Origin of the sequence: Agrobacterium genomosp. 13 str. CFBP 6927 (assembly GCA_900012615.1) — a bacterium.
In the GTDB taxonomy this organism is placed as follows: Bacteria; Pseudomonadota; Alphaproteobacteria; order Rhizobiales; family Rhizobiaceae; genus Agrobacterium.
Genome location: LT009757.1, coordinates 203,471 through 220,698 on the forward strand (window position 1 = coordinate 203,471; position 17,228 = coordinate 220,698).

The 17,228-nt window shown below is 54.1% G+C and carries 11 protein-coding genes; 5 read left to right on the top strand and 6 right to left on the bottom strand.

Features of this window, described 5'->3' with window-relative positions:
• Positions 1-92: 92 nt before the first annotated feature.
• The 4 genes from AGR13A_RS15325 to AGR13A_RS15340 form a co-directional block, all read right to left on the bottom strand.
• On the bottom strand, positions 93-2,030 hold the full coding sequence (locus tag AGR13A_RS15325; protein ID WP_080837177.1) for an AAA family ATPase: 1,938 nt from the start codon (positions 2,028-2,030) through the stop codon (positions 93-95).
• Positions 2,031-2,075: 45 nt separating this feature from the next.
• Positions 2,076-2,693, bottom strand: a complete 618-nt coding sequence (locus AGR13A_RS15330; protein ID WP_080837179.1) for a hypothetical protein — start codon at positions 2,691-2,693, stop codon at positions 2,076-2,078.
• A gap of 306 nt (positions 2,694-2,999) precedes the next feature.
• Positions 3,000-3,359 carry a hypothetical protein gene (locus AGR13A_RS15335; protein ID WP_080837181.1) on the bottom strand — a complete coding sequence of 120 codons (360 nt, stop codon included), beginning with the start codon at positions 3,357-3,359 and terminating at the stop codon, positions 3,000-3,002.
• Positions 3,360-3,691: 332 nt separating this feature from the next.
• On the bottom strand, positions 3,692-3,949 hold the full coding sequence (locus AGR13A_RS15340; protein WP_080837182.1) for a hypothetical protein: 258 nt from the start codon (positions 3,947-3,949) through the stop codon (positions 3,692-3,694).
• Positions 3,950-5,157: 1,208 nt separating this feature from the next.
• Here AGR13A_RS15340 and AGR13A_RS15345 point away from each other — a divergent pair.
• From AGR13A_RS15345 to AGR13A_RS15365, 5 genes are all read left to right on the top strand, one after another.
• Positions 5,158-6,003 carry a hypothetical protein gene (locus AGR13A_RS15345; protein WP_080837184.1) on the top strand — a complete coding sequence of 282 codons (846 nt, stop codon included), beginning with the start codon at positions 5,158-5,160 and terminating at the stop codon, positions 6,001-6,003.
• Positions 6,004-8,271, top strand: a complete 2,268-nt coding sequence (locus AGR13A_RS15350) for a DDE-type integrase/transposase/recombinase (RefSeq protein WP_080837186.1) — start codon at positions 6,004-6,006, stop codon at positions 8,269-8,271.
• 4 nt (positions 8,272-8,275) lie between these two features.
• Positions 8,276-9,346, top strand: coding sequence for a TniB family NTP-binding protein (locus AGR13A_RS15355; RefSeq protein ID WP_167377557.1), 1,071 nt, complete (start codon positions 8,276-8,278; stop codon positions 9,344-9,346).
• 3 nt (positions 9,347-9,349) lie between these two features.
• Positions 9,350-11,173, top strand: coding sequence for a TniQ family protein (locus AGR13A_RS15360; RefSeq protein ID WP_080837190.1), 1,824 nt, complete (start codon positions 9,350-9,352; stop codon positions 11,171-11,173).
• Positions 11,174-11,399: 226 nt separating this feature from the next.
• Positions 11,400-12,260 carry a hypothetical protein gene (locus AGR13A_RS15365; protein WP_139786076.1) on the top strand — a complete coding sequence of 287 codons (861 nt, stop codon included), beginning with the start codon at positions 11,400-11,402 and terminating at the stop codon, positions 12,258-12,260.
• Between the two features lie 387 nt (positions 12,261-12,647).
• Here the strand turns inward: AGR13A_RS15365 and AGR13A_RS15370 are convergent, their stop codons facing one another.
• Entirely contained in the window at positions 12,648-14,435 is a 1,788-nt protein-coding gene (locus AGR13A_RS15370; RefSeq protein WP_080837195.1) for an AIPR family protein, read from the bottom strand.
• Entirely contained in the window at positions 14,432-17,227 is a 2,796-nt protein-coding gene (locus tag AGR13A_RS15375; RefSeq protein WP_080837197.1) for a Z1 domain-containing protein, read from the bottom strand. Before AGR13A_RS15375 ends, AGR13A_RS15370 begins: the two co-directional genes overlap by 4 nt.
• Position 17,228 lies beyond the last annotated feature (1 nt).

Consider the following 17,228-nt stretch of genomic DNA (forward strand, 5'->3'; position numbering starts at 1 on the left):
AAGCGCAGCCAAAGATGCCCGCGCCTACATGCAGCGATGAACCTTCGCCGACCGCTGCTTTCGTTGCCGAACGCGTCTGCCAGCGTTCCGGTCTAAGAGACAACGCTGCTCTCCCGATGCGCTCTTACGGCCGCCTTAACGACGTCGGCGGATAAAGTTCCTTCGCGTACCAGCTCAGCGTGGAGATCAAGAAGAACGCTCCGGTATTCTTCAAGCAACAATTTCGCGCGCGCAAATTCATCTTTTAATGTCGCTTCAACAGACTTAGCGACACCCCTCCGCCGATGACGATATCCAGCCAGAGCGCGCGGGCTGCTATCAGGCTCGACGGTTAGCGTTTTTCCGAGACCCCAGGTGACCTCCAACATTGTAGCGATATCCGTCGCGCGATTTAGGTCTGCCGACAGATCACCGCCGCCACTGTTTTCGAAATCCTTGAACAGCATTTCCTCCGCAGCGATACCACCCAACAGAACTGCAATCTTGTCTCGAAAGTGAGTGGCAGTCCGTCGATTGAAATGCTGTTCCTCAAACACGGTAGTTCCCATCGTCTGGGTCGACTTGTCGACACGAACGGTTTTTTCGATCGAGACCGCGACCAATGGCTCTGTCTCTAACAGAACACCGAGAATTGCATGGCCTAGTTCATGAGCGGCTACGCAGCGCTGGACAGCTAAAGGAACTGGGATTACGGGCGGCATGGCAGCTACGAGGTCGGCAATCAGCATCGAACGCTTTGCTTTCCGCGCACGGCGACGAGCGTCGCGCACACATCGTTCAATGTCTGCGCCCGACCAGCCTTCACTGGCCAAAACGACAGTCTCCAGTGGCTCATGAGCGAGTTCTTTGCCGAGATAGAACCGGAAGATGTCTTCACGTCCGCGCTCGTCCGGAAGCGGAATGGTAAAATGGCGTTCAAGCCGGCCCGCACGCAGAAGCGCCGGATCAATTACTTCTGGGTAGTTTGTCGCACCAACGATGATCACGCCTTCATGAATCTGCGCCCCGTCCAACAGTTCCAATAGCCCATTGACCACTTGCCTATGGTAATTGTCATTGCTACCGGTCCGGTCGTTGCGGCTTGTGAAACTGTCGAACTCGTCAATTAGCAGCACTGACGGCGCTTGGGCCGCGGCCTCCGAGAATGCTTTTCGCATTGCCTTCAAAAGGTCGCCAAGATGACCCCTCGCCTGCCACCTTGCTGCCGATGCGAAGATGAGCTCGGCGTTACAAGTCCGTGCCAGCGCAGCTGCGTACGACGTCTTTCCAGCCCCCGGAGGACCCGACAGCAAGATACCGCATTCTACATCGCTCCAAGGCAGCATACCCGCTTTCCACGCCACCAGGTCGTCAGCAAGCTCAATGCCCCAGGCTTTCGCGTCACCGTAGCCCGCAAGATCATGGAGTGTCGGTCCTGCTGGTGCGGTGTCGGACGACGGCCTTGGTTGCTCGGTCCGTGGATATCGTCGCAAACGGTCTAGGCTGGCCTGCAGCGATCGGTTTCGCCTCAGCCCAAGCTCGACACGCTTGGGCGATAGGCTCGCAAGGAAATCTGCGTCAGCATTGGAGAGTGTCCCCAAGCCCATTCGCCGGACTACAATTTGATAGTCAGTTGAACACGGAGCGGGCAAGGAAACCACAATGTCTGCGGAAATGCGGACTTCGCTGGTTAGAAGGTCGTGGTCCTCGAGTAGAATGATCGCGCGCTTTAGGTCTCGCAGTTTTCTAAAGCCCGAAAACTCGTCCGAAAGGTCAGGTTCCTCATCCACGACCAGAACGAAGCAGTTGCGCTTGTCCCCGTCCAAGGACGCGCTGCTCTCAAGTAGGTATTTGGCGGCCATCTTGAATGAGTGCACCTCAGCGTTGGGCGGCAAAACGAAAGCCGCCACGAACGATGATTGCCGCCTTAAAAGATGCCGGATCGGCCTCGTCATCGAGACCATCGCTAAATGAGTTGGGAGGTCAATCTCAAGGTTCGAGCTATGATACGGATCGAAGCTCGCCATCAAATTGGCTGTGTAAGATTGCATGTGATCCTCGGATAACAGAGAGAGCGGACTAGGCTGACGTCTCAGTCAGGACCGTATTCGCCGGACCAACGTTTCCGGGCCGAGCAATTCTGTATCGAGGTCTACCTCTACGAATCCGCGCAAAATTAACTGGGCGAGCGCGGCAATTGGCCTCGTCTCAGCAAAGACCGTCAAGCAGTCGGCAACGGTAAGGGTGCCGTGCTCGTTCAATGCTGCGAGCAATCTCAGGCGGTCGCCGAGTGCCAAGGTATGATTGCCGTAGCGAAGCAGGTCCCTTGCATTCTGCAATCGGTACCCGTCATAGACTTCTTGATGGACCAGACGCCGATACCTGAATCCCTGGCTGTGGGCGCAGGTCTCAATATCCATCATATCGATAGTCATTACCCTGTCGGGTGCATCGAGTAAAAACCGACTACCGTCATCGTCAACAATACCAAAATCTGGAACGTGGGCACCTCTCCCGCAATCCAGTGACATTGGCATACAATGCCAAGAGCTGATCGAGGGGTTCACGTCAAAAAGGCAGGCGGTATCTCTCGCCACCTGAGAACGGAAGATCGCCGGTCCATCGCACTTGACGGTCGCCGAAGGTTCAAAATCACGGATTGATGCGGAATTGCGGTTTGCACGAATTAACTTCGCGGCATCTGCGATACCCATTATCGAATTCCTCAACGCAATACTGTTGATCGTCGCCGTGAAACTCACGGCGGGGAGTGGATCAACCTATTCGTATGAGGCGGGTAAAGTTTTTCATGAGCGGAACAAATACAGAACACTCACCCACATGTCAAGCGCTTCGCCATTCGTCACGAGTCACCGATGGTGAAAAACAGTATTACCTCTCCCCGTCGATCTGGATCAAGAACGCCGCAATAGCCGAGATGCTTCGTGAGCAAGGTACCTATTTGGTTCTCGCTCAACCAGACAGCCTCAAGCCGAATAAAAATTACTACAATTTACACGTCACGCTGAGTTCGAAGCACCAGATATGTCGTTATTAATCAACGGATTTCTGGCCACCACTGGGTTTGCCGCTCTGACAAATTTCCATCCCGATTCAAGGAGATGATCCAAGGGCCCAGGTAGATCGATGTCTGGATCGACCTCTCCGGGATGCGTCGACCTAAAAAAGATTACGTGGGAATTGTCTACTGCGAAGTCCGCCGCATTCCTCAACTTAACAACCGGCTTTCCAGCTGAGGATTGCAGAGCGAGGACCTGGGAACCCACTTCGTAAGCCCTTGCTTTGTCCTCAAAGGCACCGATGTCGAACACTGAGTAGATATCGCCACACTTCCAGTACGTCACGACTCTATAAATCATACTTCAACCCCTCCAAGCTTCTTGCAGGGGTCAAGGTGGCAGGCTCATAGGCAAGACACCATCCGTGCGGTCCGCCACGACGACATTGCGATGCGATATCTGTGCAGCCGGCCAAGCCTTACCGTCGAGCGGTTACTGGCAGACCACTGTCATCCCAGGGCGTCCGGTTAGGGGATGTTCAACAAACCCGAGGCTCGGGAAGCCTGCCGTAACGCCAGCCCGCCTCATGTTTTACCGTCCACTACATGTTCAAAGCCTTTCCGCCTCATCTGCCTCTGCCAGTCGCACCGTCAATACCTTGATCGCCAACTCGACGTCGCCTTCCTCAACCATCAAGGCTGCCAATAGATGCCGGACCCGGGTACCTGCGGCATCGGAATGTTCGCCCAATTTCCTGCAATGGCTTTCCCTTTGGGTACGAGGGCAACTCCCTTATCGCTGACCACAAGCAGAACACCGTCAAGCGATCGGTCCGGGTCGTCAGCGTGCAACTTCAGCATAAGTTCGGACACGGCTGATGTGGCCGCGAGAATCCGGCGGGCGTGCACAGCCTCAGAAGCGCGAAAGATATTGGGGGATTTCAAAGACATTGTGGCTCCTTATGTCCGTTATGGGCACTCTGTGGGGCATCTAAAAAGATCGGACCTCGGCGGAGCGGTGGTTGAAACGGTAGCTGCGGACCTTAGAAGTGGCAGAGAGAAGCTCCGGGCAGATGCTCATGGTCATTTGCTAGCCCTCCCTTTCTGAAATCAAGCGATCGAATCGCTGCCACCATGAACCGTCCGTTACCAGTGTTATGTGCTGTCCCGCTGTTAAACCCCGGAAAATAACCAACTTTCCGGGAATAGTTAAAATCTTAGAATTATTACATTATAACAATAACTTAGATTATTTTCGTTTTTCGATCGATTTCAGTTGACGGACCCCAAAAGATCGTTAAACAGGCAGCTGCAAATCTGATGCGGCGACCTAACAGTTGCATGGTCCGCCGGATAACACGGGATTTGCCAGAGCGCGCGCGGCCCAGGACGACAACGGTCCCCGCATCGGAGTACGGTGTCACCCCGTACGAGCATGCTCCCCGGGGTGGGTTAATCCGGGAGAGAGCTTTGTTTCCCGAGTCGCTCACGGAGATGCTCCATGCCCGGTAACGCCAAATAATTCCTTTCAGGGACGCACGAGCTTCGCTCGTTCAACTTATCGCTATTGCCGCTTTGTTGCCCGCAAGTGGATCAGAGTGCGGAAAGGAGTGCCATGCCGACCCCACCCAACGACACCCTGTATGTGACCGAACACCTTTTCGTGGTTGTCGACTTCGGTTACCGCTCCCTCACCGGAACATAGAGCGGTTTCCACGTTAACTAGCCAGTAACCATCGCATGGGAACATGTCGCCAAGTTTAAACACCCGTCGCATACCGCCGGGTGTCAACCTGGGAGACGACCCATGCGAATATTGAACAAGGTATGTTTCGCGTCTCCGTGAGCAAGGCCAAAAGATGCCTTGGCCTGCGGGACGACCGCAATGAGGCCAAAAGGTAACCGGGATGCTCAATTTTACTGCCCCGAAAAATCCGACCACTCTCAACGTGATCTCACATTCCAGTCACGAGAATGACGGGTCTCGTGATTTCATGACGCTCGCTTGCCGCGCCGGCGTCACCACCTCCTCGCCCCTCATACGTCTGTAGCCGCATCAGCAGCCAGACCTGTCATCCGTCCGCAACGCGGGCTGGTGGCGTGTTCAATTCTGCAGCCGAGAGGCTCGCGGAGCGGTCCCGCATGGGGAGAGGTAGAGCATGGAAGTCGAGATTCCGCTTGCTATTCAGATTCTTCACGAGCGCCGTAAAGGACGCGATTTCCTCGCCGTCCCGTATGTGCGCACGACAAATTTCGCGTCGTCTGGCAGCAAAGGCCGCGTAGACAGCCGTCACCGTCAGGGTCGCTCATATCCGGTCATCGTTGAAGGCGACCGTGACATCTCCCTGAAAAACAAGCCTGACAGCACCCCTGTAGAAGAACGAATGAGCATTGTCAGCAACCGCATCACGATGCCGTTCGGGGAGAGCGGGGCCAGTCATCGTCTCGAAAGCCAGTTGGAAGCTGGCCTCTTGACGTTGCTTGCTTGCAACCCGCGCGTTGTGCGTGTGCGCACGCAGTTCGGACCTCTGCCATTCGTACATCAAGGAAAATTGTGCCATCACTATGCCGACATCTGCGCTGACTTCGACAACAATTGTCGGTCGCTGTACCTCGTGCGAGCGGAAGACAACCTCCGCGATCTGACTATCATCCATGAACTGTTGATGAAGCAATGCCTCGGTAGGTTCGCGCATCGCATTCACCTCTACACCGACCGCCCAATCAACAAGCCCGCCGTCTTGTGCGCCGAGGAGCGCCTTCGGTCACGCAAGCTCCAGAATGAAGCGACGAACCAACGGCTGATCGAAAAGCTCCGAATGATGGGGGGTACGGCAATGCTCTTCGACCTGTTTTCCGAGCTCTATCCGGCGATCACCTTCGCCGATAGCTGGACCGCCGTATGGGCCCTTATCGACAACAACGAGCTTCAGCACGACCATCCGCATGCTGAAGAAATGATCATGACGCGCCTCTCCCGCGTATCTCTCGCAAAGGGTATCTGAATGACGAAGAAAAAACATGATCCCCAAAAGGTGACCTACACGGAAATCGGGGCCGATGATCGTATCGAGTTCTTTGGACGTCCGTACCGTTTCGACGAGCGCTTGGAAGAAGGGGTGGTCATCAAGTCTGATGACGATCGGCCTCAAAATACCATCGTGCTGGCTTGGTCGGAAATCCGCGAATATATCCACCTAGATCAATTGGTCATCGAGAGGGGTTACTTCTCGAAAGAGAGTGCAATTAAGCGTTCCGCCAAACGGTCACTCGACAAGTTGCGCGAGGATGTTGCCCTCAAAACGGTCGCGGTGCGCCAGTTTCTGGAGGAGCTTGAAGAAGGAACGCTTACGAAGTCTGACGACGACATCAAGCAGTTTCTCCGCAAGTTTCGCTTAGAGAACGCGTCACTGATCGAAAAAGCCGATGACGCCCGGAAGGAGCGCGGCAACAAAAAGCGTGGGATCGTATCCCACCGTCAGTTCCGTCGCTGGGTAAAGGATTTTCAGAGAGGTAATCGTTTGGATTGCAGCCTCGTATGGAACCATCGTGGGCGCGTAGCTTTTGGCAGCAGTTTTTCCGCAGAGGAACTGAAGTATTTCGGCACGTACATCCGCGAATATTTGAGCGAAAACGTCCCGAATATGTGGGCAGCATATTCAAAGCTGGAACGCGATCATGCGCGGCGTGAATTGGTCAATCACAACCCGGGCCGGCTTTGCTCGTATGGCACCTTCCGTCGCATGGTAAAGGCGATGGACGAGTTCGTCGTAAAACTCGCCCGTGACAAGGACCATCAGCTCACCACACGTCAGCACGCCATCAGCCGCAAAGGTCTTCAACCGCGTTATCCGCTCCATGTCGTGGAGATGGATGAGCAGAACCTGGACCTAATGGTAATTTGCGAAATGTTCGGTTTCTGGGAGTTGCTCGACCTGGACATCCAGGACCGGATCAAAAAAATCGAGCGCGTTTGGATTTGTGTCGCTCTCGACGCATATTCTCGCTCGATCCTTGGGATGCGTGTTCTTGCTGGCGCGCCTTGTGCAGCAGAATCCATTGCCACCTTGGCCATGGCCGTCCGTGACAAGGAATACACGACCGCGCTTTCACAGGACGTGATCGAATGGCCTCAGTGTGGAGTTCCCGACCGCGTACACACTGATGCTGGAGCAGGCTTCGCAAACGACGAGTTCCCTCTCGTCGTCCAGGCTCTCACGGGTAAGCATGCGATTCCTCCGAGCAAGCACCCCCATCTTCGCGGCCGCGTAGAACGGTTCTTTAAATCTCTGTCTACCCGCTACATGCACTTCTTCTCGGGTCGGACTTTCGGGAACATCCTGCTGAAAGGACAGTACAAGCCAGAGAAGCACGCTCACATCACTCGCGAGATGCTGTGCGAACTTCTCGTACAGCTCATCGTCGTTTGCTATCACAACACGCCACACCGATCCCTTAGCGGTGAGACGCCGCTTGAGCGCTGGTATCGTGGCTCGCAACAGGAGCGCGCGGTTCCGCCTCCTCCCACTGTGGAGCAGTACCGAGACATCTTTGGCATCCGTCTCTTTCGAACGATCGGCCGTCGCGGGATCACTATCCTTGGGAACACCTACGCATCAAGGGAGCTCGATGACCTCGTGATGCACAAACTCAACTGTGAAGTGGAAGTACGGATGAACGATCGAGACATGTGGGCAATCTCCTTCAAAGACCCGCGCGACGACAATTGGTACGACGCATACGCCACATTTGAAGGCTTCAAAGGAGTATCGGTCCCGGAGTGGATGGAGACGGTCATCTATCTCCGCAAGAAGTTCGGAGAGCGCGCACCTGGTAAGGAGCGCGCGCGTCAGATCGTCGCCGACGCGTTGGCGGCCGTCGAAAAGACCGCTGAACAAACGCGGCTGGCACACGACATCGGTGGTCCACTGATTACTGACAAAACCATCAAAAACTTCGAACGCAAGAACATGATGAACTGGCAGTGGTCCAAGCACCTCTACGTCGACTTCGCTGATCCATCCCAGCGCCCAGTTTCAGACGGCACCACCGACCTTCTCGCTAGAGTCTCGGGGGACGACCCTATGAACCCAACCGGAACCTTTGACCCGGATGTCTTGGAGGAGCCGAACGATAAGCGCACAGCAAATGACGTTCCTCAGAAGATCAAACCTAAGACAACAAAGAACTCGCCGTCGTCCAGTCCATCCGTAGACGATGACGACGAGCTGGATATCGGCTCAGTCAATCTGCGTGTCGAAACGAAGGAGTGATCTCATGAGCCCTCAGCCCGCCAATTCCATGCTTGAGTTCCTTCGTTCAACCATGGACCCAGTCCAACTCATGCGCTCCGAGCTTCTGGCCAAGCTCGAAAATTTCTACGTCGCGACGAAGATGGACGATAAGTTCAGTCTCGAGTTCAGCATCATGATCTCCGAGATCGCTGCAGGCAATATGCCAGAGGGATATGCGATTGCCGTGCCGGGCAAATCCGGCAGCGGGAAGAGCACAATGATCCGACATAGGCTCAAAACCCACCCTGGTCTTCGACCTTATGTCGACCGGTACGGCAACAGCAAACAGGCCTGCCTATGGGTGAAAACACCTGCCGGATGTTCCATGAAGTCGCTGGGAGAGCATGCACTCAAGGCAGCGGGCTACCCAGGCGGCGCGCTCAAGAACGAAACCGCAATTTGGGACAAGCTGCGGGACGCTTTGATGGTCAAAGAGTACAAAATCGTCTTCTTTGATGAATTTCAGCACGTTCTCCACGCCCCAACGAGCAAGTCCAAAGAGCATCCGGCCAACCAGATCAAAGCCATCATGCAGTCCGACACTTGGCCAGTTTGGCTAATCCTGAGCGGCGTGGACGACATGATGGGTGTCATCGAGGCTGACCCTCATCAGCAAACATCGCGGAGAACCCGTGTCGTCGAGATGGAATTGCTTACGGAGCACGAAATCCCCTTCGTAGCATCGGTTTTGAATGAGCTGTGTTCCACCGTCGGTTTCACACTCTCGTTCAAACCTACCAGGAAATTCATCACGCGGCTCATGCACGGCGGTCTACAGCGGTTCGGAATGGTCGTGCAATTGATGAAGCTATCAATTCAAAGCGCCATCTTCGATGACAAGACCTTCCACCACAAAGTCATCAACCACGATCACTTCGCTGACGGGTATCGACGGCTCAGCAACTGCGATGACAACACCAATGTTTTCATCGCCGATGACTGGTTCAACATCGTTCGAGAGGTTGATGAAAACGGAAGGCTGACAACGACACTCGTGAACGGACCGAACTCAAGCCGCCGGACCTCACAAAGAATTAAATTGGGAGATGAGTAAACGATGTTGCAAGTTCCACTCTTCGCAGATGAGGTCCTGCCGGGGTTTGTTTCCCGTTTGGCGAAAGCCAATCGCATGAGTCCTCTAGGCTACTTCTGCAAAGCGTATGGGATGTCCTTCCATGGTCTGAACCACGGAAAGCCCGACGCCATGGAAATGCTTTCGTCTTTGGTCGGCCTACCAAGCGAGCAGCTGACACGCCATGCGACCGCAGTTACGTCCTATCGGTCGACGACGCTGTTCGGGCAGACATTTGAACAGGCCCTGCTGCTCAGGAATACCCTTCGCTTCTGCCCAAAATGCTTTGAGGCCGACGAGCTGTGCGACGATCGTATTCCTGGAACGCGTCGCTATCGGCGGGCACTTTGGCTCTTGAAGCCGTATCGCATCTGTCATGTCCACCACTGTGAACTTGTCGAGCTTCCCGGACGCAAAACCAGTCCTTCGTTCGACTTCTGCGTGGAACTCGATGTCGAACAGGAGGAAATTCAGAGGCTGTCTTCTGGACTTTCCGATCGGCCGGCCGGCCCTGTCGATTTGTTTATCGGTGACCGATTTTATAGCAACGGTTCTCATGGGCCGCTAATCGACCAGCTTGAGACCGCGGTAGTTCTCAACATCAGCCGCGTCCTTGGAGTGGCATTAGTTCACGGCAGAGACCAGACCCTTGAACTGCTGACGCGAGACGCTATCGGCGATGCCACCGACGTTGGGTATGAAGTCTTGGCGGGAGGCGTGGACCAATTTCACAAAGCTCTCGACCGCATTTCAGAAGGTGCGGCTGCAGGCACGTTTCTTCGTTACGGCCGCTTCTATACCCATATCCGGCAAAGCCAACACAAAGAGAGCTATCAACAAATCTGCGAACTGTTCCAGGCTCATGTGGCTGACAGATATCCCCTTACGGCCTCAGTGAAAAAGTTTGCGCGTACACAGGAGGAAAAATGGACGACGGTCGCGCATATTGCTGCTGTGACCGGGTTGTCCCCGCCCGTCGTTCGGCGTCGGCTCGTCGATGCTAACATTGACACGAAGGCGATCCCCGTAAGCGCGCTGGCGCTTTTTAACCGGATGTCCGGCGGCACGATCCAGTTTCGCAAGGCGGCAAATATCCTGAGATGCAAACCCATGTTGGTGAGCCAACTCACTGCCGCCGGTGTATTGCGTCGTTTGGACTTCGATCAAATCGGTCATCGTGGGAGACGTAACACCCGTTTGATTTCCGAAGTCGAAGTGAAAGAACTCCACGAAGCCATCCAGAAGGCCGCCACCAGCGCGCTTGAGCCAGAGATGCAGTCGATCAAAGAAGTTTCCGAGCGAATGGGAATTAATCGGATCGATCTAATCGTAAAAATCGTCAGAGGCGAACTGAAACGTGTCGCACTTAGTGGACGACCATCGCTCCTCGATGACGTTATGGTCCATCCGTCCGAACTAAAGAACACCAGATTCTTCGGCATCCACGTCGATAACGCGGAAGCTCTGGGGATTCTGGAAATTTCCCAAAGAAGTCTTTGGGCTCTTCAGAACAATCGATTGATTGGCTTTGACGAGGTGAGCTCAGACAATGGAGCTGTCTTCTATCGCGTGACGTCGCGAACAGAGTTGGCTGAATTCCGAGAACGCTATGTCACCGTGAACCAGCTCATCAAAGCGACTGGGCTAAGCCAACGGCAGGTCCGCAGTCTGATTAGAGGCAATGCGGTGCCGCCGGCCATCTCAACTGCGGAGGGTGGTTGTGCTTTCTACGATCGCGCGCGGATCGAGCCACTGATTGACGCTGCATCGCTGGTTGCGAATGCGGCTGGAGATATCGATTTTTCTTGATCATGTTTCCGGAGAGAACGCTCAATTAACGACGAGAGCAAAACGGCAGCGTTAACCATTGTTCTCTCCAAGAACTTCCGATTTGTACATCAAGTGATAGGGGCTACCACAAAGTTTTTGCGATCAAATGCTGGACTTTAACGGATTTAACCAACTACCGAAGGAGGCATCAGCTCGCAAGGTTTTCGGTAATAAATTACCACTAAACGATTTATCGGAGGTGCAAATGGGCACATACGATTTAAATCTGAAGAACATTTTCGATTCCGACGGGAGCGAAATAATTGCAAACCTGTTTGGTGAAAAAGTCATCAACCAGCAAAGCACCGACCTGTTGCTAGGCGTTCCGCGGTTTGCTGACGACTGGTACGAACTCGAAGACGGTCGTTTTCTTCACCTAGAATTTCAATCCACCAATCACCCGGCGATGGGCTGGCGTATGATCAATTACCGAACAGCGATGGCGTTCGCAAAAAGCCAATGGACCAAGCCGTTCGAACTTCGTCAAATCGTAATTTACTTCGGCGACGGTCCCTTACGCATGAAGAGAAAGTTTTCTGGATACGGTTTGTCTTCCAGCTACGAGGTCTACGATATAAGGGAACTGCCACATCCGCATTTTGACATTCACAACCAAAAATTTAACGTCAATTTAATGACGTTATTAGGTGAGACGGCAGTTTCACCGCCAAGATGGCTCGATATGATCTCACTGTCTTGTCGCTTGCGCGACAAGACAGTGAGATCATCCAGACTAATCAAACTCGAAGCTCTCGCAGGACTACGCGGTCCAGTATTTCAGAGCTTGATCGCAAAGGAGATTGAGAAATTGGCACTGGAACTTAATATCGAGCACACTACCCTCGCTCGAAATATTTACGATGCCGGAAGACGCAATGCATGGATCGAAATCCTAGTGGAAGACTACAGCGATCGGATTCCAAACCTCAGCGAACACTTAGAGAAACTCGACGCGGTGCAAGTAAAGTTCGTCTTGGACCAAGTTAGACTGGGCCACGACCTCTGGGACGCCTACAATGATGCGGAACGAGGTAATGCTGTTGTCACACCAAAGCCTAAAATCTGAAAGTTGGACGCCAGCAGGATCGTGACTTTGCGTCATGCCTTTTGACAACTCGAGGGTTGGTGTGGGCTTTGACGTCCCGAGGTCATGGCGTCCATAAATTTCGCCCCGAAACACCTCTAGGCGCTCCGAGACGAAATTGGAGAAAGCGGAGGGTGCTACGGAAAGGATTGCTTCCGTCGAGGGCTGACTTGCTCGAGTGGCCGGAATTTGACGCCAGCGACCGTTGGAGAGAGTACACTCGGCGTTCGCCTCGCGTTGGGAAAATTCGTTCTGGCAACGGAAAGCATGGCGGAATGGGCCGCCGTCGGAGACCACGCCCACAGTCGTGGTGTTACAGCTCACCATATCGCCGGAGGAGACTTTAATGGTCGCGCCTATGCCGCCCCTTCACTTTCCCACGATCTCGCGCGACTCGGGGAGCGTCAGTTCTATCGTAGACGTCGGCACCTTGCACACCGCATCCCAACACTCAAGTCGCTTGCAGAACTGCGTCACATTGCTCCGTCCCGCAGCCTGCTTTAGACTATTCTCCACCATGGGAGCCCAAAGGGACAGGAGGTTTTGAAATTCGGCCGAGACTCCCTGACGTTGCCAGATGACGTTGAGATCGATCTCATCCTTAATGCGATCACCCACTAGGGCTACGAGATAAGCAACGATTTGAGCCCTATACCCTGGGAAGTTTCCCTCTCTGACAGCCTTTTGCGCAGCCTTGAAGATTATGGCTTGAGCGATCAACGCTTTGTACCAGTCCTCAGTGGGCGTCCAGTCCTCCTCTTCCACGCGATCCAACCAGGCCTGGTAATTGTATTGAGCCCCGTTCGAAACAAGGTGAGGCGCACCACTCCATGCGTTGATGAACTTCGCAATGTCAGTCTTCGAGAATTTCCGAGCAGGCGGGCAACGAATCTTAAATCTCTTTTTGGCAGCTGTGGAGTTGCCTTCGCGCGAGCGGGCGACGTTGTATTGTCCACGAGTTCGCTCGAAGAACCAAAGGCCTCTTTCACCAGGTATCCAAACGCTCCGCGATAGACGTTCGATTTCAATGTGGAAAGGGCGATTGGCCGAAAAGTCTGCAATCTGCACGATGCTCTGCGTGTTCGCGTAAGACGACAGTTCGCCGACGAACTGAGCTTGGTCGCCCTCGCGTACGACCGTCAACTTCATCATTACCTCTGCCCTCGAAATATCGGTCCTCTCCGCATATTTCACGTGATGCAACGCAGCGAGGGTTTGACCTCCATTTACGATCTGCAGCCCGTGAACGAATATTATCGCGGAGCGGTCCTCGTTGAATTCGACGTCGCGAGCCGTGGCGGACAGACCATTGTTGTATGCGAGAAAGCGTTCCTGGTTGTTTTTCAACGTACGGCGTATTCCGACGTTCACCTTGTTGCTGCTTCCTAGAAAGGCACGAACGTTATGCTCCAACAGGGCGACATCGTACTCCTCGTATAGGTCTGCAAGGAATTCTCCCGGGAGAATGATCAGGGAGCACTCATAACTGGTGTCGTCCACCCGTTTGGATATCTGTGCTAGTGGATTTCCAACACGATCCACGAAAGGCACGCTAACATCGCGGACGGAGCGGTCGGTCAGGCGAGACAAACTCCGGATGTCGAACACCTCGCACTCCACGCTCCGGCCGTCAATTGGATCGAGATCGATTTCCTTTCCGGCAAAAACGCCATCGGTAAACAGAACAATGGTCACGGCTTCGACGTCATCGAAAGATTCAACTATGCGATCTGCAACGGCTCTAGCATCGACGGAGAGAGGACCCGTGCTCGTCCTATTCAAGGCGTCCTTTAAGAAGCGCAATGTCTGGCTAGCAAGAGAAATCAGAGCTGGTCGTTGTGCGGTCCACAGTTCCGTGGCCGACCGATAGTCCATGTTGAAAACGACTAGCTTTTTTCCGTCGTCACTCACCGTGCATCCGCCCACGGTGGACTTGATGTTGCCCTTCATGCCGGCATGAGAGCCGAGTTGCGCGTCGGGCAAACCGCGGGACGGAAGATACTGGTCCAACATCTGCTCAAGATAAATTTCGGGTCGTAGCGGCCGATCGCTTAGCTTTCGAGCGTCGGCCTCTGTATCCACGCTGGCCGCGAGGTTTTTAAGCGCTACGAGAAGCTTTGCTTCCGACGAATTTTCCCTCTCGGCGGTCGCGTTCATAGGTCCACCTCTTGGCCGCGGATGCTTTCCTCGATGTAGACGGCGTTCACGGTATAGCGGACGGCTTTACGCTTGGCCCTCTCGCTTCCAGGGAACGCTATGGCAACGCCAACGATCGGCAGGCTGCCATCGTAGTCTTTCTCATGAGGGAGATATACGAGGAGTAAAGGGTTTAGACCCATGTTTTCACGCACCAAGCAGTTGGACTGCGACGTCGGCTCTCGCAAGGGGGCTCCAGAGAGAGGGTCGGTGGGATCGTACCCTCTAGCGCGGTCCCACGCCACGTCATCGAGATCGATGCCGACATCGCGGTTGGTGACGAGACGCTTTATCCTGTAACCCGAGTTTTGGTTAACCAGGATGTCGGGACGACGGACTCGGCCTGTGATGTCCAGCCCGCCGACTTTGAAGGGCTTACCATCGTCGTCACCGTTAATAACGGCGACATTCCATTTTTTAAGGTCGCCGCTTTCTTCGAGTTGTTCGAGAATGTAGCTCCGCCAAAGCCTGCTATTTGCAAGGCGAGCCGATTTTTCCGTCTCGTAATCCGATAGGAATTCAAGAATTACCTTGCTGTGAACGTCTTTCCAAAGCAGCGACTTATCATAAGACCGCACCCGATCACCAGAGGTGTATAAGGGCGATGTCGACTTGCCGGAAACACCGAGGGCCTTGAGAAGGCTTGCCAACGCGTCACGGTTATTTTCGAGCACGGTTTTGTCGAGGCTGAAGCTTTTTGTCTCGCTGACCTTACCTGCATATGTGTCGTAGATGAGGATGTCAGCAGCATGCTTGCGCTTGTTCGCCGCTGTGGCTTTGAGCCGCTCGTGGCTAAGGACTTTGAGTCCATAGTCTATCGGGCGTATCCTCAAACTTTGCATATAGTCGAACTCACGCCTAAGCTCGTCGCTAGCGACCGCGATATGCTCGAAGGCCTCCTCTAGTATCGACGTGGTATAAAGCCTGCAAAGGTCGAGATATCCTGGCCTGTAGCCGAACCAGCGCCCCATTTGCAGAAGCGTGTCGTACATTTCGGTCTGCCGCGCAAAGTAGCTAACCGTCAGCCCTTCGAGCGTCAGTCCACGTGAGAGTTTGTCTCCTCCGACGGCGATGACATCAATCCCCTCGCCTTTGAAGTTCTCGTAGTCCAGTACGTCGCCAGCCTGGCCGTTGATCTCCTTCAGCCGAACCCTATCAGCGATGCTAGCTAGGGTTGGCGCGATTGTTCGCCAATCCGGAATGCGGCCCAAGTCTTGAAGACCTTCTATCCGCAATATGTCCGTCGTTTTCCCGAAGTCTTCGTCAAGTAGTCTGCGAAGCTCGTCCCAGATCGTTCCCGGACCGTCAGATTCATACCTAAGAGCACGCCTGGTTTTCGCGAGGAATTCGTCAATCTGGTCGAATACCAGCTTTTGAAGTCTCGTGAAGCGCGTTACGTGGACAAGCATCGAGTTGTGTTCAGTGACCTGCCCTCGCAGCTTTCTGATCGCGCAGGCTAACAAAAACGAAAGGATCGCGCGTCTCAGCGTCGATGGAAAACCATCGCTCGTCACGTCAGCCGGCTCGTGTATCTGCTTGTGCCGAGCGGGCATCCACTTCGCGAGTTGTAGTTTGTCATTGTCCGTTCCGTCGATTACCCGAACCAACGCATTGCCGTGAGACAGCCCATCGTCACGCTCTAGGCCGAACGCTCGCGTTGCACCAAAGTAGTTGCTCGGCGGGTGCAAATTGACGATGAAGTTTCTGGGAAATAGGTCTTTATCTTCTTTGTCCGTAAGGCCTTTAAAGTGGATGAAAATGTTGGCAAACGGCGTCGCGGTATATCCCACGTATGCTTTCTGCTCGAACAAACGCAAGATTTGCCGAATGGCGCTGTTGATCGCCGTCGGTTCGAAATTCCGGTCGGGCTGCATGTCGTTGCCAAACGACTGTCCGTGAGTATCGACGGAAGCATGATCGCTTTCGTCGTCGATGATCAGAAGAGGGACGCCTCTGATGTGGTTTGCGGGAACCTCGTCGTTGGTGCCCGCGAGGAAATTGCGAACGTTTTGCAGGTTCCTCGCGTTCTTCTTGACTACCAAAAGGATTGGTGGACCCGAATTCAAAGGTAGATCGAGCTGCCGTGCGATCGTTTTGTTAAAGTCGCCTCGCAATGAGCGGGTCGTTGCAGATATTGGCTCCGCACTTGGATCGATAAGACCTACGCCAATTGCTTCACGAGTATCACTCCGCCTACCGAGGAACCCTTCGTCAAGACGAATCTGCGTCTGCATCCGCAAGCTTTCATGCACACCGGCAAGTACGATGATGACCTTGTAGCCAGCATCTGCCGCCTTGCATACGAGGGACGTGTAGTTTGTCGTCTTGCCTGACTGCACTTCGCCCACCACGAGACCCCGCCGATCCCATGCTCCTGCTTTCTGCGGATCGCCGAGGAGACCAAGTACAAGATCGGTATCGGCATCAGATTGCGTCACAACCGTTTTGGGGAGCGAATGAAGAAGATACTTCTCGTATCGCGGCCAGTACTTCCACGATGAACGGTCTGTTCCGGGAAGCCAGGGCTCAGCCGAGCTATCATCGACAAGCACCGAAGCGGGGCCCACGAATACTTTGAACTTTTCTACGAGATCGGCAGCGAGTTGCTCGGCGTCGATTCCTCCGCCGAATACGCTCGAAGCCGACACCGCTTGGGCTTTGATGATTTCCGTGGTCAGTTCTTGGCCGTCGCGCAAAACGTTCCCGATGAGAATTTGGGCCACTGCAAGTGCGGCGTCATACTGTTCTGCCATG